Below are 18,017 nucleotides of genomic sequence, written 5' to 3'. Positions count from 1 at the left end.
GGTACGGGGTCAGAAGGCGGGCCGCTCCGGGTCCAGGGCCGCCACCCCGGCCACCGGCGAGGAGGCCTCGGCGAAGTGGCGGCGGGGGATCCGGCCGGCCAGCCGGGCCAGCCGGCCGGCCGCCACCGCGTGCCGCATCGCCTCGGCCATCACCACCGGCTCTTGCGCCCGGGTCACCGCCGACGCCAGCATCACCGCGGCGCACCCCAGCTCCATCGCGAGCGCCGCGTCGGACGCGGTGCCCGCGCCCGCGTCAAGGATCACCGGGACCGTGGCGCGCTCCACGATCAACTGGAAGTTGTGCGGATTGCGGATGCCCAGGCCGGAGCCGATCGGGGAGCCCAGCGGCATGATCGCCGCACATCCCACGTCCTCCAGCTTCGCGGCGAGGACCGGGTCGTCGTTGGTGTACGGGAGCACCGTGAACCCGTCGTCCACCAGGGTCTCCGCCGCGTCCAGCAGTTCGACCGGATCGGGCAGCAGGGTGCGCTCGTCCGCGACGACCTCCAGCTTCACCCAGTCGGTGCCCAGCGCCTCGCGGGCGAGCCGGGCGGTGAGGACGGCCTCCCCGGCGGTGAAACACCCCGCCGTGTTGGGCAGCGCGCGGATACCGAGCCGCTTCAGTACGGAGAGCACCGAGCCCTGCACGGTCGGGTCGAGGCGGCGCATGGCGACCGTGGTGAGTTCGGTGCCGGAGGCGATCAGGGCCCGTTCGAGGATCTCCAGGCTGGGCGCCCCTCCCGTGCCCATGATGAGGCGGGAGCCGAAGAGCGCGGAACCAAGGGTGAGCGGATCGTCGGCCGGGGTGCTGCCGGCCCTCGTGCTGTCGGCCGCGGAGCCGCCGGCCGTCGTGCTGTCGGTCATCGTGCTGTCAGCCTCCTTGTACGGCGGTGAGGATTTCCACCCGGTCGCCGTCGCAGAGGGCGGTACCGGACCAGCGGGTACGGGGAACGACCGTCTCGTTGACGGCGGCGGCCACCCCGGAGGGCGCCACCGTCAAGGTCGCGATGACGGCGTCGAGCGTCGTAGAGGCGGCGAACGCACGTCGCTCGCCGTTGACGGAGACGTGCACCCATGCGGTGTTCATACGGAGCGCTCCCTGGAGGCGGGTACGGATACGGGGGAGTGCGTGAGGGGGGCGGCGGAGCCGTCGGGGGAGAAGCGCAGCGGCGTGAAGGGCGCCGCCTCGGGCGGGAGTTCGCCGGTGGTCAGGACGGCCGCCAGCACATCGCCGGTCACCGGGGTCAGCAGCACCCCGTTGCGGTGGTGCCCGGAGGCGAGCGAGAGCCCCGGCAGCACCGTGGGGCCGAGCAGCGGCGCGTTGTCCGGCGACCCGGGGCGCAGCCCCGCGCAGGTCTCGGTGAGCGGCAACTCGGTGATGCCGGGCACCAGTTCATGCGCGTCGCGCAGCAGCTCGTACACCCCGCCCGCGGTGACCGTGGTGTCCCACCCCAGCTCCTCGGTGGTGGCGCCGACGACCAGCTCGCCGTTCTCGCGCGGCACCAGATAGAGCGGGCCGCCCCGCACCACGGCCCGTACCGTCCGGGAGAGGAACGGCGCGTACCGGCCCGGCACCGTCAGCCGCACCACCTGCCCCTTGACCGGCCGTACGGGCGGCACCGCCGCCGGCGGCACCCCCGCGAGACGGCCGCTGAGACTGCCGCCCGCCAGCACCACCTGGTCCGCGCCGAGCGCCGCCCCGTCCGCCAGCACCACCCCGGCGGCCCGGTCCCGTACCACGGAGAGCCGCGCCGCCCGGGCCCGGTGGAAGGCCACCCCGGCCCGCTCGCACGCCGTCAGCAGCGCGGCGGCGAGCCGGCGCGGGTCGATCTGGTGGTCGCCGTCGACCCGCAGCCCCCCGCGTACGCCCGGCGCGAGCATCGGCTCCAGGCGCCGGCAGTCGCGCCCCGAGAGCCACTCCGACGCCAGCCCCGAGCGGAGCTGGAGCGCGTGCAGCTCACGGAGCTGGGAGCGGTCGTCGGCGTCGAGCGCCACCGCGAGCGTGCCGCAGGCGCGGTAGCCGGTCTCCCGGCCGCTCGCCTCCGCCAGCTCCGCGACGAACGCGGGATACCGCTCCGCCGAGCGGAGGTTGAGCCCGAGCAGGGTCTCCTCGCCGTAGTGGAGTTCGGTGACGGGCGCGAGCATGCCCGCAGCGACCCGCGCGGCGCCGCCGCCGGGATCCGGGTCCGCCACCGCCGTACGCAGCCCGCGCAGCGCCGCGCGCCACGCCGTGACCAGGCCGATGATCCCGCCCCCGACGACCACGACGTCGTACGCGGAGGTCCGCACGGACGAGTGCGTGAACGAGTGTGTGGGTGAGTGCGCGGGTGACCGCGTGGGTGACCGCATGGGCGTCCAGCCCCTCCCTTCGCCGGCATGACCCGGATCAGGTTCGGACGGTCGGAGGCCGCTCCAGCCTCCCTCTCAGCCCGGTGCGTCCGGGCTCCCGCGAGGTAGTGTCGACCGCCAGCCTAACGCGCGGTGCGGAGCGCGGTAAGGGAGCTTCCCGCCCGGCGGCCCGCCCGCACCGGCTGTCTAAGGTGATCGGGTGAGCGAGCAGCGGCAGGGACAGCGGCAGGGACAGCAGGGGCCCGAAGGGCCCGGAGTGGTCGTCGTCGGCGCGGGCATGGCGGGGGTCCGGACCGCCGTGGCACTCCGCGAGAAGGGGTACGCGGGCCCCGTCACCCTGATCGGCGCCGAACCCCATCCGCCGTACGACCGGCCCCCGCTCTCCAAGGCCGTCCTGCTCGGCACCGCCGAGGGCTCCGCCTTCGACATCGACTTCGGCGCCCTCTCCGTCGATCTCCGGCTCGGGGTGGCCGCCACCGGCCTCCGCCCCGCCGACCATGAACTCGACACCGACGCGGGACCGCTCCCGTACACCACGCTCGTCCTGGCCACCGGCGCCGAACCGGTCGCGCTGCCCGGTACCGACGGGGTGCCCGGCGTCCACGCGCTGCGCACGCTCGACGACGCCGCGCTGCTGCGCCCCGTGCTCCGGGAGCGGCGCCGGGTGGTGGTCGTGGGCGCCGGATGGATCGGCGCCGAGTTCGCCACGGCGGCCCGCGAGGCCGGGTGCGCCGTGACGGTGGTGGAGGCGGCGGACCTGCCGCTCGCCGCCGCCCTCCCCGCCGAGGTCGCGGGCCCGATGGCCGGCTGGTACGCGGAGAGCGGTGCCGAACTCCTCACCGGCGCCCGGGTGGCCGCCGTGGAGCCGGGGGCGGTGGTCCTCGCCGACGGCCGCAGGCTCACCGCCGACGCGGTGGTCGTGGGCATCGGCGCCCGGCCCGCCACGGGGTGGCTCGCGGGCTCCGGTATCGCGCTCGGCGCCGACGGCTCGGTCACCGCCGACGAGCGGCTGCGCACCTCGCTCCCCGAGGTCCACGCGGTCGGCGACTGCGCCTCCTTCCCGTCCGCCCGCTACGGGGAGCGGCTGCTCGTCCACCACTGGGACAACGCGCTCCAGGGCCCGCTCACCGTCGCCGCGCACATCCTCGGCGAGAGCGACCCGGTCTACGACCCGGTGCCGTACTTCTGGTCGGAGCAGTTCGGCCGCTTCGTCCAGTACGCGGGCCACCACGCGGCGGCCGACACGCTGGTACGGCGCGGCGACCCCGAGGGGGCGGCCTGGTCGGTGCTCTGGCTGCGCGACGGCGTCCTGAGGGCCCTGCTGGCGGTCGGGCGCCCCCGCGACCTGGCCCAGGGCAGAAAGCTGATCGAGGCGGGCGCCAGGATCGACCCGGAACGGGCGGCCGATCCGTCCGTACCGCTCCGCAAGGCGGTGCGCTAGCCGCTCCCGGCCCGCACGTACCGTCCGGTATGTCACGGTGCGTACGGTCATGCACCCCCGTCCGGGCCGCTTCGGGGTGCCCAGTGTCAGTCCGGGATGGCACGCTTGTCCTGTGACCGAGATTGACGCAAAGATCGATGCTCTCGTCCCCGCCTGGCTTCACCTGCCCGATATCGCCGAAAAGCTCGATGTCGAGGTGACGCGCGTGCGGCAGTTGGTGAAGGAAGGCCAGCTCATCGCCGTGCGCCGGGGCGAGAACAGGACGCTCCAGGTACCCGCCGCCTTCATCGACGGCACCAAGGTCGTCAAGGGGCTCGCCGGCACCCTGACGCTCCTGCGGGACGACCACTTCACCGACGAAGAGATGCTCGAATGGCTCTTCACCCCCGACCCCACCCTGCCCGGCACCCCCGCGCAGGCCCTCAGCGAGAATCGCGGTACGGAGGTGAAGCGCCGCGCGCAGGCGCTCGCCGTCTGACGACCTCATCCGCCGTGGCCGGGCGGGGCCCGTGGCGCTCGCGCCGCCGCTCCCGCCCGGCCCCGGCGATCCGACGACCATGACCGGATCCGGGCGGCCCGGACCCGGTCCCACGGGGGGACCTGCCATGTCCACGGCCATGCCGACGCCCACGCCCGCACCCGGGCCCGCACCGGGCCCGGCGCTCCGGGCGGCGCTCGCCGACGCCCGGCTCTACCTCTGCGTGGACGCCCGCAAGCGGCAGGGCGACCTCCCCGCGTTCCTCGACGCGGTGCTCGCGGCCGGGGTGGACATCGTCCAGCTCCGCGACAAGAGCCTGGAGGCGGCCGAGGAACTGGACCACCTCCAGGTCTTCGCCGACGCCTGCCGCCGCCACGGAAAGCTGCTCGCGGTGAACGACCGCGCGGATGTGGCGCACGCCATCGGCGCCGACGCCCTCCACCTCGGCCAGGGCGACCTGCCGGTACCGGCCGCGCGGGCGATCCTCGGCCCCGCCCCGCTGATCGGCCGCTCCACCCACGCCCCCGCCGAGGTGGACGCGGCACTCGTCCAGCCCGGTGTGGAGTACTTCTGCACCGGCCCCTGCTGGCCCACCCCCACCAAGCCGGGACGGCCCGCCCCCGGCCTCGGCCTGGTGCGGTACGCGGCGGCGAGCGGCACGGACCGCCCGTGGTTCGCGATCGGCGGGATCGACGCGGACAACCTGGACCAGGTGCTGGACGCCGGGGCCCGCAGGATCGTCGTCGTACGGGCGATCACGGAGGCGGACGACCCCGGCTCGGCGACGGCGGCGCTGGCCGGGCGGATACGGCACCGTACGGCCTGAGCGGTGTACGGACCGGTTCCGGCCACCCGGGATGTCCGGATCGTGTCCGAGGGGTGGACAGGAGCCGGGCAATAGCGCCGAAAGCCCCGGACCGGCTTGGGTGGCCGCCAAGGCCCCGATAACCTGCACATATGGCCCTTGGTACAGCATCGACCAGATCGGACCACGCCCCCGCGGTCCGCGATCTGCTCGCCTCCGGCAAGACCTCGTACTCCTTCGAGTTCTGGGCGCCCAAGACCCCGAAGGGCGAGCGGAACCTCTGGAACGCGCTGCGCAGAGTCGAGGCGGTCGCGCCCAGCTTCGTCTCCGTGACCTACGGGGCCGGCGGCTCCACCCGGGACGGCACCGTCCGGGCCACCCAGCAGATCGCCGCCGACACCACCCTCACCCCCGTCGCCCACCTCACGGCCGTCGGCCAGTCCGTCGCCGAGCTGCGCAACATGATCGGGCAGTACGCCGACGCCGGGATCCGCAACATCCTCGCCGTACGGGGCGACCCGCCCGGCGACCCCATGGGCGAGTGGACCGAGCACCCGCAGGGCGTGAAGTACGCCGCGGACCTGGTCGGCCTGATCAAGGAGTCCGGCGACTTCTGTGTCGGTGTGGCCGCCTTCCCCGAGATGCATCCGCGCTCGACGGACTGGGAGAGCGACATCCGGCACTTCGTCGCCAAGTGCCGTGCGGGGGCGGACTACGCGATCACCCAGATGTTCTTCGACCCGACGGCCTACCTGCGGCTCCGCGACCGGGTCGCCGCCGCGGGTTGCGCCACCCCGATCATTCCCGAGATCATGCCGGTCACCAGTGTGAAGATGCTGGAGCGATTGCCCCAACTCTCCACCGCGGTCTTCCCGGCGGAGCTGAAAGAGCGGATCCTCTCCGTCAGGGACGATCCGGCCGCTGTACGCTCCATTGGCATCGAGTTCGCGACGGAGTTCTGCGCCGGGCTGCTCTCCGAGGGCGTCCCCGGCCTCCACTTCATCACCCTCAACAACTCCACGGCGACGCTCGAAATCTACGAGAACCTCGGACTGCACGAGCAGTCGTGACGAGAGGGCGGGTATGGGCTGGACAGTCCTCTACATCGCATTCGGCATCGTGGCCCTCTGGCTGCTGGGCGAGGTTCTGCTCCAGTACAAGGCCCGGCTGCGCTGGCGGGTGCTGGCCTTCACCGGGTTCATGGGTGTGGTCCTCGGGGTGCTCATTCCCAACGTCTTCGTCATCGTGCTCGGCACGATCGCGTTCGCGGTCGGCCAGACCTATGTGACGCTCTCCTTCCGCAGCGGCTTCTCGACCGGGTGGTCCCTCGCGGGGCGGCCCGGCGCCAGCAAGCGCCGCAAGGGCGGCGGGGAGGCCGTCGACCGCGAACCCGCCCTGGAGGTCTCGGACCTGGCGTACGAGCCGGTGCCGGAACCGTCGGCGGGAGCTGAGGGAGTCGGCCTGGACGCGGCTCCGGGGATGTCTTCCGAGGCACACGCCGAGGCGCCTTCGGTGTACGCGCCGATGCCCATGCCCGACGAGACCGGGCAGTACGGCATATACGACGACGCCGTCCAGGACGCCCGGACCGCCTCGTACGCCAACGCCCACGCCAACGCCTCGGCGGACCGGAACGACCTGGCCGACCCGGCCGCGTACGGCGGCGGTTACGAGACCTACAGCGGCTACGGCACGCACACCCCCGGCCAGGACGCCTACGCCACTGCCGCGCAGGACGGGTACGGCACCCAGGACGCCTACGCCCACCAGGGCGGCTGGGACACCCAGGACGCCTACGCCCAGCAGACGCCCCAGCAGTACCAGACGCATCAGGGCGACCACCAGTACGGCTACGGCAGCGGCGACCAGGGGTACGCCGGGTACGCCGAGCCGACCTATCTGACCGGCGGCTCGTCGGGCGGCCGGCAGTACGACGCCTCGTACGACAGCTTCGGCGGCCAGCAGCAGTACGCGGCCCCGTACAACGGCGGCCAGGACCAGCAGAGTTACGCCAACGACACACCCCCCGGCGGTGTCTGGGTCCCCCAGCAGCGCGAACGCCAGGACGACCCGTTCGCCCAGAACCCCACCGACCGCCCCCACCAGGGGTACGACGCGGGCTCCGGCTCCGGCTACCCCGGCGACCAGTACCGCTACTGACCCGGCCGGGGCCGCTCAACCCGCCCGGGGCGCCACCGCGTTCACCGCGACCCCCGGAACCCCGCGCCCTCCACGACAAGACCGGCGACCAGGGCGCCCGACATGCCCGCATGGGCCAGCCCGCCGCCGGGGTGGGACCAGCCGCCCGCGCGGTAGAGACCGGGCAGGCCCGTGGTGTTCGCGGGGTGCAGGAGGCGGCCCCCGGCGCCGGCCAGGGCGGGCGGCGGGACGGCGCCGCCCGGTGCGCCGGTCCGCGCCGCCGTGTCGGCGGGGGTGCGTATCTCCCGCCAGAGCAGCCGCTCCCGGAGGCCGGGCACGGCGGCCCCGGCCGCCGCCGTCACCACCTCCGCGTACCGCGCGCGCACACCGGGATCCGACCAGTCGACCGGGCCCTGCGGGGCGACCGTCGCCGTGAGGGTCACCGCCTCATGGTCCTCGTCGGGGCGCGTCGCCGGATCGTCCGGGCGTATCACCGTGACCGTCGGCGGCTCCGCGAGGCGCCCGCCGAAGACGGCGCCGGCCTCCGCCCCGGCGTCCGGCGCGTGCACCACCGTACGGTGCGCCGCGCCCGTGTCCCGGCCGCCGCGCAGCGCCAGCAGCACCGTGAACCGGCCCGGCACCGATGGACCACCCGGCTCCGGCGCCGCCGTCGTGCCGGGGAGACCGGCGGGCAGCAGCACGTCCGGCGCCACCCCCGCCACCACCGCGTCCGCCTCCACCAGCGAGCCGTCGGCCAGCTCCACCCCGCTCGCCGCGCCGTCCTTCTCGACGACCCGGGTCACCTCGGCACCGAAGACGAACTCCACCCGGCGCGCCCGGCACCGTTCGTACACCGCACGCGCCAACTCCCGCATGCCGCCGCGCACATACCAGCTCCCGAAGGTCTGCTCCAGATACGGCAGCACCGCGGCTCCCCCCGGGGCGTGCCGGGGGTCCACCCCGTACGAGAGCGCGTACCCCGCGAGCAGCTCCGCCAGCCGCGGATCGCCCAGCTCCCAGGCGCCCACCTCGGCGAGCGTGCCGGCCACCCGTGCGCCGCGCAGCAGCCTGCGGCGCCGCACCGCCGGGTAGGGATCGCGGCCGAGCGGGGCCGGCTCCGCGCGCAGCGGCTCCTCCAGCAGCGGCCTGCGGGTGCGGTCCCACGCCTCCCTGGCCCGGACCAGGAATTCCGCCCACCGCTCACCGGCGCCCGCGCCCAGCGCCGCGTCGAGCGCGGCGACGGAGCCCGCCCGGGAGGCGTTGGGCAGCGTGACCTCCGTACCGTCGGCGAAGAGATGACGGCTCGCCGGGTCCACCTGGACCAGCTCCACGCTCCGCTCCAGGGACTCCTTGCCGGTCTTCACGAACAGATCCCGGTAGACCGCCGGCAGATGCAGCAGTGCGGGCCCGGTGTCGAAGACGAACCCGTCCCGCTCGAACCGCTCCACCGCGCCGCCGTAACTCTCCGCGCGCTCGTACACCGTCACCCGGTGGCCCGCCACGGCCAGCCGGGCAGCCGTCGCCATCGCGCCCATCCCGGCGCCGATCACCACCATCCGTCCCATGACGGAAAAGCCTAACCACCCCCACTGACAACGCCGTCCCCGGCGGCCCCGGCGACCCCGGTCCCGCCCCCGGCACGCCGCTCCCGCCGTTCCTTCCTGCGCCGCAGGAACCGGCGGATCCGCCCGGCGAGGAAGAGCACCACCGCGACCCCCGCCACCAGCAGGGACCCCGCGATCACCATCGCGGCGACCGGATGGAAGAGCGCGAAGACGACGATCCCGGCGACCCCGAAGTCCTCGGCGAGACTGAGCACCACATTGCTCGCGGGCTCCGGCGAGGTGTTGACCGCCATCCGGGTACCGGCCTTGACGAGATGGCTCACCAGGGCAGTCGAACCGCCCACGGCGCCCGCCGCCAGCTCCGGCAGCGAACCGCTCTGCCCGGCCAGCAGCGCACCCACCACCGCGCCGGCGACCGGCCGGACGACCGTGTGCGCCGCGTCCCATACGGAGTCGACGAACGGGATCTTGTCGGCCACCGCCTCACAGAGGAAGAGCACGCCCACCACGACCAGGACATCGGTGCGCTGGAGGGAGGCGGGCACCTCGTCGGTCAGCCCGGTGGCGCCGAATATGCCGAGCAGCAGGACGACGGCATAGGCGTTGATCCCACTGGCCCAGCCGCTGGTGAAAATAAGAGGAAGTACGGACACGGACGAGATGGTAGCCGTGCGTAGCCGCCTGAGGCCGCGTACGGGGGGTCTGAGTACGTGTACCTAGTGTGCGAGATGAGTAGAGACGCGGATGGGCCGCACCCCCCGCGGACGGAAGAGTAGGGCTCGCGGAAGGGGCGCGGCACCGGTACCGCCGGCACGGGGCGGCGGAACGGTGCGGCTCCCCGGACGCGACGGGGGTGCGGTACGGGAGGGCCCGGCGACCACGGGGGATCCACGGAGGATCGGTGGAGGCGGGCTCTCCGGCACCACGGGGGAAGGGGCGGGGACACAGGGGGGATACGGGGGAGGAGCGGGGAGGGGACCACGGGGGACACGGGGGAATCCGGAGGGGGGACACCCCAGGGGGGACAACGGGGGAAAGCACGGGGGAACGCGGCGGTGCGGTGCGGCTCACAGGGGATGAGCCGCACCGCACCGCCGTCCTTCCGCCCGGCCCCGGCGGCGGGGTTCAGGCCCCGGATATCCGGCCGTGCAGCAGCCGGGAGAGCGCCGCGTGGACCTCGTCCAGCGACCGCTCCGGCTGGAACGACTGCCAGTCCAGCGCCGCCACCAGCACCATCCCCACCAGCGCCGCCGCCGTGAGCGGTACGTCGATCCCGTCGCTCAGCTCACCCGCGGCCACCGCCCGTACGAGCACGTCCTCGACCACGGCGACCGCCTGCTGACGCACCACCAGCAGCGTCGGCTGCCACGCCCGGTTGGTCCGCCACAGCTCCGCCACATAGAGCTGGGTGAAGGCCGGATAGCGGTCGATGAAGACCAGACCGGCCCGGACCATCGCGTCCAGCTCCGCCACCGGACCGCCGCCGCCCGCCGCCGTACGCCGGCCCGCTTCCACCAGGGACGCGGTGAGCAGCCCCACCCCGTGCCGCAGCAACTCCTCGAACAGCTCCGTCTTGCTCCGGAAGTTGTAGTAGACGGTCCCCTTGGCCACCCCGGCCCGTTCGGCGATCTCGTCCACCGTCGTCGCCGAGAAGCCCTGCTCCGCGATGAGCGTCACCGCGGCGTCGTAGAGCTTCTGCCGGGTGGCGCCCCGGCGGGTGCTGCTGCTGTCCATGGCGACGATTGTCACAGGTTCCCCACCCGTCCCACGGTGCGTCGTCGCGTTTCCGCCAACCGAGGTGAAACCGCAGGTCAGAGCCGATTGTCAGTGGTGCCCCTCAGGATGGGCACAGACGGCCACAGAGCCGTCACGCGACGACAGGAGGTTCGTCATGGCCGAGTCCTACGCCCGTGCCGCGCACCGGCGCCGTACCGACAGCCCTGCCCCCTCACTGACCGGGCCACCGAGCGATGTCCACCCCGTCTCCCGCCGGACCACCGCACCGCCCGCCGCCCTCGACCTGCTCGCCCAGGCGCGCGCCGGACTCGACGAGGCCGCCGTCCTGGAGATCCCCAACGAGCGGTACGCCACGGCCCATCTCGCCGCGCTCCGCACCGCCGCCGCGGTCCTCGCGGTCCGGGGCCGCCCCGAGACCACCCCGCGGCGGCGGAAACGGATCAGGAGCGTCTGGGAGGTGCTTCCCGAGATCGCGCCCGAACTGGCCGAGTGGAGCGGCCTCTTCGCCTCCGGCGCCACCCGCAGGGCGCGTGCCGAGGCCGGCATACCCGGCGCCGCGAGCGCGCGCCACGCGGACGACCTGCTGCGCGACGCCGCGCTCTTCCTCCGCCTGGTCGAGCGGCTGCTCATACGCCAACCGGTGCTGCCCCGCGCCAGGGAGGAGGGACCGCGGGAGGTGACGCCGCACCCCGGTGACGCTGCCGGGTGACCGGCACGGTGCCGGGGGAGCACAGGCAATAGGGTGGGGGGCGGTCTGTCCTGTTCCACGCCCCGCCGCCCGGGGCGGCACCGCGCCGAGGAGTCAACTGCCGTGTCGGACCCTTCCCCTGTCACCGGCGGGGAGACGCCATCGCGCCCCCGGGGTTCCCTCCGTACCGCCGTGGTCTGGAATGTCCTCAAGGACGCCCTGGCCCGCCGCGCCGAGGCGTCCGGCAGGGACGCCCTGGACGTCCTCGACACCGGAGGGGGCACGGGGAACTTCGCCGTGCCCGTCGCCCGGCTCGGACACCGGGTGACCGTCGTCGACCCCAGCCCCAACGCGCTCTTCGCCCTGGAGCGCAGGGCCGCCGAGGCCGGGGTCGCGGACCGGGTCCACGGGGTGCAGGGCGACATCCACGGCCTCTTCGAGGTGGTCGGCCGCGGCGGCTTCGACGCGGTGCTCTGCCATGGCGTCCTGGAGTACGTGGACGACCCCGCCGAGGGGGTACGGAACGCGGTGGAGGCGCTCCGCCCCGAGGGCGAGCTGAGCCTGCTCGCGGCGGGATCCGGCGGCGCCGTCCTGGCCAGGGCGCTGGCCGGGCACTTCACCGAGGCCCGGCAGGCGCTCACCGACCCGGCGGGCCGCTGGGGCGCGGGCGACCCGGTGCCCCGGCGGTTCACCGCGGAGCAGCTCACGGAGCTGGCCACCGGGGCCGGTCTGCGGATCGGCGCCGTGCACGGGGTACGGGTCTTCGCCGACCTGGTGCCCGGCGGCCTCGTGGACACCCAGCCGGGCGCCCTGGACGCCCTGCTGAAGCTGGAGGCGGCCGCCGCTGAGCTGCCCGCATTCCACTCCGTGGCCGGCCAGCTCCATGTCCTGGGGGAGAAGCGGAGCTGACCCCGGGCGCCCGCACGGCACCGCCCGAGGCCGCCGGGAGCGCCCCTGGTGTGGCTGATCAGCGACGCAGCTCCGCATGGAGTGCGCCACAGGCCCCCCGGCGGCGCCCCGGGCGCCGTATGATCGGGGTACAGCATCCGGCATGACGGGTCGATGGCTGGGGAATCAACGCCTCAGCGACCGAGCCGACATGGCGGCCCGGAATGGCTACTTGGCGTTGAGGGCGGGTTTCACGGGGGCGAATCCCTGCCTATCCTTGAAGGAGCCGCATACCGGTCGCCCCCCGCGACCGACGACTAGGAGGACTCCGTGCCGCTCTCGGAGCACGAGCAGCGAATGCTCGAGCAAATGGAGCGAGCGCTGTACGCCGAAGATCCCAAGTTCGCGACAGCGCTTGAGGGAAGCGGGCTGCGTACGTACACCCGGCGACGGGTCTACCAGGCGGTCGCAGGCTTCCTGGTGGGTATCGCGCTCCTCATGGCCGGAATGGTCGCCCAGCAGATCTGGATCAGCGTGGTGGGGTTCCTCGTCATGCTGGGCTGTGCGGTCCTGGCGGTCACCGGCTGGCGCAAAGCGCCCAAACCAGGTGAGCAGCCGACGGCGGGCGCCGCGTCCGCCGACCGGGGCCGCCCCGGACAGCGCCGCTCCATGATGAACCGTATCGAACAGCGGTGGCAGCGCCGCCGCGACGAACAGGGCCAGTAAGCGGCCCGGGTTCATCGAGCCACAGCAGTACCGAGGGGCGGACGCCACCAGCGTCCGCCCCTCGGTCATGTGCCAGGTCCGGTCCTGATCCCTGTTCTCTGGTGGGGGTGGCGGCGGCCCTCGGGCCGCCGCCACCCCCACCAGGCGGTCAGCCCCGCTCGCGTGCCGGGCGCAGTCTGGCCGTGGCGGCGGCCAGCCGCCGGGAGAGCTCCAGACGACGCTCCGTCCAGCGCCCGGTCACCGTGCGCCACCACTCCGTCACCGCCCAGACCACCCGGACGGAGGAGCGCGGCGCGAGGAGCGCGCGCAGCCGCGTCCACCGGCCGGCCGAGGCGCCCAGCCCCCGCCGGACCAGCAGCGCGTCCTCGGCGAGCCCGGTGACCGGCCGGGGCACCGGCGCGTACAGCACCTGTTCCACCGCCCCGGCCACCCGGTGCACCGCCTCGGCGGGCTCCCCCTCCAGCCCGCCGAGCCGGACGATCCGCTCGGCCGTCCGCCGGGGTGTCCGCGACCCGTCCGGCGGGATGGCGTGGTCCCACGCCGTATCGACGATTTCACGCCAGACCGCAAGCGTCCCCGCCGTCACCTCGCCGGACTCCCGCCCGCCGAGGCCCAGCCGCCCGGCCCTGACCCGGGTGCGCCACAGGAACGGCAGCAGCGGGAGCAGCAGCGCTGCCAGCACGCCCGCCACCACGGCGAGCACGCTCCCCGCCGGGGTGCCCCCGTCGGTCGGCGGCAGGGCCGCCGCGTCCGCCGCCGGGTCGCACTCGCCCAGCCGCTGGGCCTGGGCCGGGCAGCTCTCCGAGGCCGACGGCTCCGCCGACGGCGCCGCCGAGGCGTCCGGGCCCTCCGTCGCCGTGTCGCTCGGCGTGTCGGTGGGCGTCTCGGGGAGGGTGTAGTCGGGGGCGCTGCCCCGGCTCGGCGTCGGCTCGAAACGGGTCCAGCCGACCCCCTCGAAGTACAGCTCGGGCCAGGCGTGCGCGTCCCGCAGCCCGACCGACATGGCGCCGTTCCCCTGCGGGGTGCCCGGGGTGAAGCCCACCGCGACCCGCGCCGGGATGCCCAGCGTGCGGGCCATGGCCGCCATGGCGAACGAGAAGTGGACGCAGAAGCCCTCCTTGTTCTCCAGGAAGCGGGTGATCGCCGTCACCCCGGTCCCCGAGTCCACGGCGGTGTTGTACGTGAAGCCGCCGTCCAGCGCGAACCAGTCCTGGAGCTTCACGGCCTTCTCGTACGCGTTCGACGCGCCCTCGGTCACCTCCAGCGCGGTCTTCCTGACATCCTGCGGCAGCACCGAGGGCACCTGGGTGTACTCGCGGAGCAGTGCCGCCGGTGGCCGGGGCGCGGCGGCGAGCTGCTGCCGGGTGGGGTTCACCTGGAGGCTGGTCACCTCGTACCGCACGCCTTGCGTCGACTGGCCCCGGTCGCCGACGAGCGTCCGGCCCGTGGGCTCGAACCGCCACCGTCCGTCGATCTTCACCTTGGAGGCCGGATAGGGCATCGGCAGATAGTTCTGCCGGTACCACCCGGCGGCCGAGACGGTGGTGGTGATCTCCTTGGCGTCGACGCCGCCGCCCAGGCCAGGCGGGGTGGGCAGGGTGGACGGCACATCCTCCACCCCGCGCTGCGAGAACCGCCAGGACGTGCCGTCGAACCGGTCCAGCGCCATGATCCGCAGATACATGTCCTGGGTGTCCTTGGCGTTGGTCCGGTAGCGCAGCGCCTCGCGGTCCTCGGGCTGGTTCAGGTTGTCCTGGAGCGACACCAGCGGGTTGACCGCCGAGATCGTGCCCCCGCCGCCCACCCCCGAGCCGTTCCCGGCGCCCGCGCCGGCGAGCAGCCCGCCGTCCAGGGCGGGCAGGGCGGCCGGGACCGCGAGCGCGACGCCCAGCGCCACCACGCCGATCCGCCGTCCGGTACGGACCGGGGCCCGCGCTGCCGGGTCGAAGACCGCGCCCAGACGGCCCGGCGGGCGCGGCGGCCCGCCGAAGACCCGGCCCCACTGGGAGAGCCGGTCCCGGCCCTCGGCGAGGAGCAGCAGCAGATAGCCGGCGGCGGCGAGCAGGAACCAGAGCCACCCGCCGCTGCCGCCGGAGAGCCCGGCGGCGACCGAGTAGAGCGCGAGCAGCGGCAGCCCGGCCGGGGCGGCGCTGCGGAAGGTCACCGCGATCGCGTCGACCGTCAGCCCGATCAGCAGCACGCCGCCGATCAGCATCAGCCGGATGCCCTCGCTGGCCGGGGCCGGTATCGCGTACCGCCCCACGTCGTCGCCGCCCTCGGCGAGCAGCCGGCCGAACTCCCTGACCGCCTCCGGGGTCGGCAGGAAGCCGAAGAGGGCCTGCTCCTTGGTGAAGACCAGGGTGAGCAGCAGCACCATCGTGAGCGCCTGGAAGCCGACGGTCAGCCCGCGCGCCAGCGGCACCCGCCGGGCCAGCGCGCCCACCCCGGTCACGACGCCCACCATGAACGCGCACTGCACCAGCCAGGTGGACGAGTCGACCAGCGGCGTCAGCGCGCCCGCCGCCAGCACCGTGGCGGCGAAGGCGCAGAGCGCCAGCCGTCCGTGACCGCTCATGACCACCCTCCGGAGAAGCCTGTCGAACCGCTCGCGACGGTCGATTCCGCGTGCTGATGGCCGGCCTGCCGCCACAGTTCGGGCAGCGAGGCGCCGGACTCCACGGCCACCACCGTCCAGCCGCTCTCCCGGAGCTGCCGCAGCCGGGTCGCCGCCTCGTCGCCGTCCCGGCCGCCCTGGCTCCACCCCGAGCTGTCGAGGACGAAGGCGACGGCCGCGCCGGTGCGCTGCCGCATCCGGGCCGCCACCGCGGTCTGTTCCTCGTCGAGATCGCCGAAGAACGCCACCAGCAGCCCTTCGCCCGTGCCGCGCAGCACATCGAAGGCGCGGGAGAGGCCCGCGCCGTCGGAGTGGTCCACGACCGCGAGCGTGTCCATCATCAGCCCCGCCGATTCGGCGGAGTCCTGGCCGGCCCCGGAACCGTCCGCGCCCGCACCGGGCACCGAGGCGCCGGTGTCCGTCAACAGCCGTACGGTGAAGCCCCGTTCCACCATGTGCACCAGTGCGGAGGCCGCCCCGGACACCGCCCATTCGAAGGCGGAGTCGGGTCCCGATCCCTGGTAGGCGGTCCGCCGCGTGTCCAGCAGTACGGTGCACCGGGCCCGCCGCGGCTGTTCCTCGCGGCGCACCATCAGTTCGCCGTGCCGGGCGGTGGAGCGCCAGTGCACCCGGCGCAGGTCGTCGCCGTGCCGGTAGCCGCGCGGGATGACATCGTCGTCGCCGGCGAGCGCCAGCGCGCTCTGCCGCCCGTCGCCGTGGCCCGCCGCCTCGCCCGCGAGCCGCACCGGCGGCAGCGGCTCGGTGCGCGGGATGACCGTCAGGAGGTCGAACGCGCTGAACGAGCGGGTCAGTTCGCACATCCCGAACGGGTCGCTCAGCCGGAGCTGGAGCGGCCCCAGCGGATACCGTCCGCGCAGGTCGGAGCGGACCCGGTAGGACACCTCGCGGCGGCCCCCCGGCTCCACCCGGTCCAGCACGAACCGGGGGCGCGGCCCCAGTACGTACGGCACATGGTCCTGGAGCATCAGCAGCCCGGTGGGCAGCCGCGTCACGTTGTCCATCCGCAGATGCACCCGGGCCTCGGACCCCGCGGGCACCCGGGACGGCGAGAGCCGTCTGCTGCCCGCCACCCGGTAGCGCGTGCGGTACAGGACGACCACGCAGATCAGCGGCAGGACCGCGAGCAGCAGCCCCACCCGCAGCAGATCCGCCTGGCCCAGCACATACGCGCAGAGCGCGGCGGCGACACCGGCGGCGAGGAACGACCGGCCCCGGGTGGTCAGCCCGGACAGCGCGGCCCGCGCGCCGCGCCTCTCCTCGTCGTTGGCCCAGCCGCTCCCGGCGGCCGGCCCCCCGGGCGCCATCACAGCCGCCGGACGCCGGACTGCCGGCCGAGAAGCGGGCCACCGGGCCCGGCGGGCGCGCCGACCGGCGCCCCGCCACCCGTCGGACGGCCCACCGTGGTCCGGCCGCCGTCCGCCGTGGGCACCGGGGTCCGCTGGAGGATCTCCTGGACCACCTGTTCCGCCGTACGCCGGTTCAACTGGGCCTGGGCCGTGGGCAGCAGCCGGTGCGCCAGCACCGGTGCGGCCAGGAGCTGCACATCGTCGGGGAGCGCGTACTCCCGCCCGGCGAGCGCCGCCGTGGCCTTCGCCGCCCGCAGCAGATGGAGCGTGGCGCGCGGCGAGGCGCCGAGCCGCAGGTCCGGGTGGTTCCGGGTGGCCGCGACCAGCTCCACCGCGTACCGCCGTACCGACTCGGCGACATGGACCTCACGGACCGCGTCGATCAGCTTGACGATGTCGTGCGCGTGCGCCACCGGCTGGAGGTCGTCCAGCGGGGAGAGCCCGCCGTGCACGTCCAGCATCCGCAGCTCGGCCTCCGCGTTCGGGTAGCCGATCGACACCCGGGCCATGAAGCGGTCGCGCTGCGCCTCGGGCAGCGGGTACGTGCCCTCCATCTCCACCGGATTCTGGGTGGCCACCACCATGAACGGGGTGGGCAGCTCGTAGCTCTGCCCGTCGATGGTGACCTGGCGCTCCTCCATGGACTCCAGCAGCGCCGACTGGGTCTTGGGCGAGGCGCGGTTGATCTCGTCGCCGATCACGATCTGCGCGAAGATCGCACCCGGTTTGAACTCGAAGTCCCGCTGCTGCTGGTCGTAGATGGACACCCCGGTGATGTCCGACGGCAGCAGGTCGGGGGTGAACTGGATGCGTCTCACCGAACAGTCGATGGAGCGCGCCAGCGCCTTGGCCAGCATGGTCTTGCCCACGCCGGGGACATCCTCCAGCAGGAGATGCCCCTCGGCGAGGAGCACGGTCAGCGAAAGCCGTACGACCTCAGGCTTGCCTTCGATCACACCCTCCACCGATGCGCGCACCCGCTCCGCTGTGGTGGTCAGGTCTGTGAGGCTCGCTCGATCGTCATAGGTCGTCACCCGGCCCTCCTCGGCCCTTTCTTCACGGGCCGATGGTCATCAGACGGCCCGGCCCTCCCCGAAACACGGACACCGTCGACCGGATGGTTCCGGAGCGGTGTCGTCTACGCATTCTTGTTGCCGTTACCGCTTCGTGTCATCCGCCTGTGGATAAGTGGGTGGGATATGTCTGCTTCGCCGCTCTTC

Annotated in this window: 17 protein-coding genes and 1 riboswitch; of the genes, 8 read left to right on the top strand and 9 right to left on the bottom strand. The window is 74.1% G+C overall.

Features of this window, described 5'->3' with window-relative positions:
- Window positions 1-9: 9 nt before the first annotated feature.
- The 3 genes from AB0O07_RS12005 to thiO form a co-directional block, all read right to left on the bottom strand.
- Window positions 10-864, bottom strand: coding sequence for a thiazole synthase (locus AB0O07_RS12005; protein WP_365630927.1), 855 nt, complete (start codon window positions 862-864; stop codon window positions 10-12).
- Between the two features lie 7 nt (window positions 865-871).
- Window positions 872-1,087 carry a sulfur carrier protein ThiS gene (gene thiS, locus AB0O07_RS12000; protein ID WP_365630925.1) on the bottom strand — a complete coding sequence of 72 codons (216 nt, stop codon included), beginning with the start codon at window positions 1,085-1,087 and terminating at the stop codon, window positions 872-874.
- Entirely contained in the window at window positions 1,084-2,349 is a 1,266-nt protein-coding gene (thiO, locus tag AB0O07_RS11995) for a glycine oxidase ThiO (RefSeq protein ID WP_365630923.1), read from the bottom strand. Before thiO ends, thiS begins: the two co-directional genes overlap by 4 nt.
- Window positions 2,347-2,460: riboswitch (TPP riboswitch) on the bottom strand. (Overlaps the previous gene by 3 nt.)
- Before the next feature lie 166 nt (window positions 2,461-2,626).
- Here thiO and AB0O07_RS11990 point away from each other — a divergent pair.
- The 5 genes from AB0O07_RS11990 to AB0O07_RS11970 all read left to right on the top strand — a co-directional run bounded on the left by AB0O07_RS11990 (window position 2,627) and on the right by AB0O07_RS11970 (window position 7,233).
- Window positions 2,627-3,790, top strand: a complete 1,164-nt coding sequence (locus AB0O07_RS11990) for an FAD-dependent oxidoreductase (protein ID WP_365631546.1) — start codon at window positions 2,627-2,629, stop codon at window positions 3,788-3,790.
- Between the two features lie 112 nt (window positions 3,791-3,902).
- Window positions 3,903-4,268: an Rv2175c family DNA-binding protein gene (locus AB0O07_RS11985; protein WP_365630921.1), complete on the top strand. Its 366-nt coding sequence runs from the start codon at window positions 3,903-3,905 to the stop codon at window positions 4,266-4,268.
- A gap of 139 nt (window positions 4,269-4,407) precedes the next feature.
- The gene (gene thiE / locus AB0O07_RS11980; protein ID WP_365631544.1) at window positions 4,408-5,094 is read left to right on the top strand and encodes a thiamine phosphate synthase; all 687 of its coding nucleotides are present in this window, start codon (window positions 4,408-4,410) and stop codon (window positions 5,092-5,094) included.
- Between the two features lie 131 nt (window positions 5,095-5,225).
- Complete coding sequence (gene metF, locus AB0O07_RS11975; RefSeq protein ID WP_365630919.1) at window positions 5,226-6,143, top strand: methylenetetrahydrofolate reductase [NAD(P)H]; 918 nt, start codon at window positions 5,226-5,228, stop codon at window positions 6,141-6,143.
- 13 nt (window positions 6,144-6,156) lie between these two features.
- The gene (locus AB0O07_RS11970; protein WP_365630917.1) at window positions 6,157-7,233 is read left to right on the top strand and encodes a hypothetical protein; all 1,077 of its coding nucleotides are present in this window, start codon (window positions 6,157-6,159) and stop codon (window positions 7,231-7,233) included.
- Window positions 7,234-7,274: 41 nt separating this feature from the next.
- Here AB0O07_RS11970 and AB0O07_RS11965 read toward each other — a convergent pair whose 3' ends face one another.
- From AB0O07_RS11965 to AB0O07_RS11955, 3 genes are all read right to left on the bottom strand, one after another.
- Window positions 7,275-8,777 (bottom strand): NAD(P)/FAD-dependent oxidoreductase, encoded by a 1,503-nt coding sequence (locus AB0O07_RS11965; RefSeq protein WP_365630915.1) that lies wholly within the window; start codon window positions 8,775-8,777, stop codon window positions 7,275-7,277.
- Window positions 8,778-8,788: 11 nt separating this feature from the next.
- On the bottom strand, window positions 8,789-9,430 hold the full coding sequence (locus AB0O07_RS11960; RefSeq protein ID WP_365630913.1) for a DUF4126 domain-containing protein: 642 nt from the start codon (window positions 9,428-9,430) through the stop codon (window positions 8,789-8,791).
- A 472-nt stretch (window positions 9,431-9,902) separates the two neighbouring features.
- Window positions 9,903-10,511 carry a helix-turn-helix domain-containing protein gene (locus AB0O07_RS11955; protein WP_365630911.1) on the bottom strand — a complete coding sequence of 203 codons (609 nt, stop codon included), beginning with the start codon at window positions 10,509-10,511 and terminating at the stop codon, window positions 9,903-9,905.
- A gap of 157 nt (window positions 10,512-10,668) precedes the next feature.
- On the opposite strand from AB0O07_RS11955, the gene AB0O07_RS11950 reads away from it, so the two are divergent.
- The 3 genes from AB0O07_RS11950 (at window position 10,669) to AB0O07_RS11940 (ending at window position 12,816) form a co-directional block, all read left to right on the top strand.
- The gene (locus AB0O07_RS11950; protein WP_365630909.1) at window positions 10,669-11,223 is read left to right on the top strand and encodes an SAV_6107 family HEPN domain-containing protein; all 555 of its coding nucleotides are present in this window, start codon (window positions 10,669-10,671) and stop codon (window positions 11,221-11,223) included.
- Window positions 11,224-11,325: 102 nt separating this feature from the next.
- Entirely contained in the window at window positions 11,326-12,111 is a 786-nt protein-coding gene (locus tag AB0O07_RS11945; RefSeq protein ID WP_365630907.1) for a methyltransferase, read from the top strand.
- A gap of 309 nt (window positions 12,112-12,420) precedes the next feature.
- Window positions 12,421-12,816: a DUF3040 domain-containing protein gene (locus AB0O07_RS11940; RefSeq protein ID WP_365630905.1), complete on the top strand. Its 396-nt coding sequence runs from the start codon at window positions 12,421-12,423 to the stop codon at window positions 12,814-12,816.
- A gap of 148 nt (window positions 12,817-12,964) precedes the next feature.
- Here AB0O07_RS11940 and AB0O07_RS11935 read toward each other — a convergent pair whose 3' ends face one another.
- Genes AB0O07_RS11935 through AB0O07_RS11925 form a run of 3 tightly spaced genes read right to left on the bottom strand, consistent with a single transcriptional unit; the run spans window position 12,965 to window position 17,831 of the window.
- Window positions 12,965-15,391: a DUF3488 and transglutaminase-like domain-containing protein gene (locus AB0O07_RS11935; RefSeq protein WP_365630903.1), complete on the bottom strand. Its 2,427-nt coding sequence runs from the start codon at window positions 15,389-15,391 to the stop codon at window positions 12,965-12,967.
- The gene (locus AB0O07_RS11930) at window positions 15,388-16,755 is read right to left on the bottom strand and encodes a DUF58 domain-containing protein (RefSeq protein WP_365630901.1); all 1,368 of its coding nucleotides are present in this window, start codon (window positions 16,753-16,755) and stop codon (window positions 15,388-15,390) included. The genes AB0O07_RS11935 and AB0O07_RS11930 overlap by 4 nt, the downstream gene beginning before the upstream one ends.
- Window positions 16,755-17,831, bottom strand: coding sequence for a MoxR family ATPase (locus AB0O07_RS11925; RefSeq protein ID WP_365630899.1), 1,077 nt, complete (start codon window positions 17,829-17,831; stop codon window positions 16,755-16,757). Before AB0O07_RS11925 ends, AB0O07_RS11930 begins: the two co-directional genes overlap by 1 nt.
- Window positions 17,832-18,017 lie beyond the last annotated feature (186 nt).

The organism is Streptomyces sp. NPDC093085 (genome assembly GCF_040683935.1).
In the GTDB taxonomy this organism is placed as follows: Bacteria; Actinomycetota; Actinomycetes; order Streptomycetales; family Streptomycetaceae; genus Streptomyces.
This window is presented reverse-complemented; position numbering and strand designations above follow the sequence as displayed.

Coding starts and splice junctions, on each gene's coding strand:
- AB0O07_RS12005 (WP_365630927.1), bottom strand. CDS start 864: ATGACCGACAGCACGACGGCCGGCGGCTCCGCGGCCGACAGCACGAGG.
- thiS (WP_365630925.1), bottom strand. CDS start 1,087: ATGAACACCGCATGGGTGCACGTCTCCGTCAACGGCGAGCGACGTGCG.
- thiO (WP_365630923.1), bottom strand. CDS start 2,349: ATGCGGTCACCCACGCGGTCACCCGCGCACTCACCCACACACTCGTTC.
- AB0O07_RS11990 (WP_365631546.1), top strand. CDS start 2,627: ATGGCGGGGGTCCGGACCGCCGTGGCACTCCGCGAGAAGGGGTACGCG.
- thiE (WP_365631544.1), top strand. CDS start 4,408: ATGCCGACGCCCACGCCCGCACCCGGGCCCGCACCGGGCCCGGCGCTC.
- metF (WP_365630919.1), top strand. CDS start 5,226: ATGGCCCTTGGTACAGCATCGACCAGATCGGACCACGCCCCCGCGGTC.
- AB0O07_RS11970 (WP_365630917.1), top strand. CDS start 6,157: ATGGGCTGGACAGTCCTCTACATCGCATTCGGCATCGTGGCCCTCTGG.
- AB0O07_RS11965 (WP_365630915.1), bottom strand. CDS start 8,777: ATGGGACGGATGGTGGTGATCGGCGCCGGGATGGGCGCGATGGCGACG.
- AB0O07_RS11955 (WP_365630911.1), bottom strand. CDS start 10,511: ATGGACAGCAGCAGCACCCGCCGGGGCGCCACCCGGCAGAAGCTCTAC.
- AB0O07_RS11950 (WP_365630909.1), top strand. CDS start 10,669: ATGGCCGAGTCCTACGCCCGTGCCGCGCACCGGCGCCGTACCGACAGC.
- AB0O07_RS11935 (WP_365630903.1), bottom strand. CDS start 15,391: ATGAGCGGTCACGGACGGCTGGCGCTCTGCGCCTTCGCCGCCACGGTG.
- AB0O07_RS11930 (WP_365630901.1), bottom strand. CDS start 16,755: ATGGCGCCCGGGGGGCCGGCCGCCGGGAGCGGCTGGGCCAACGACGAG.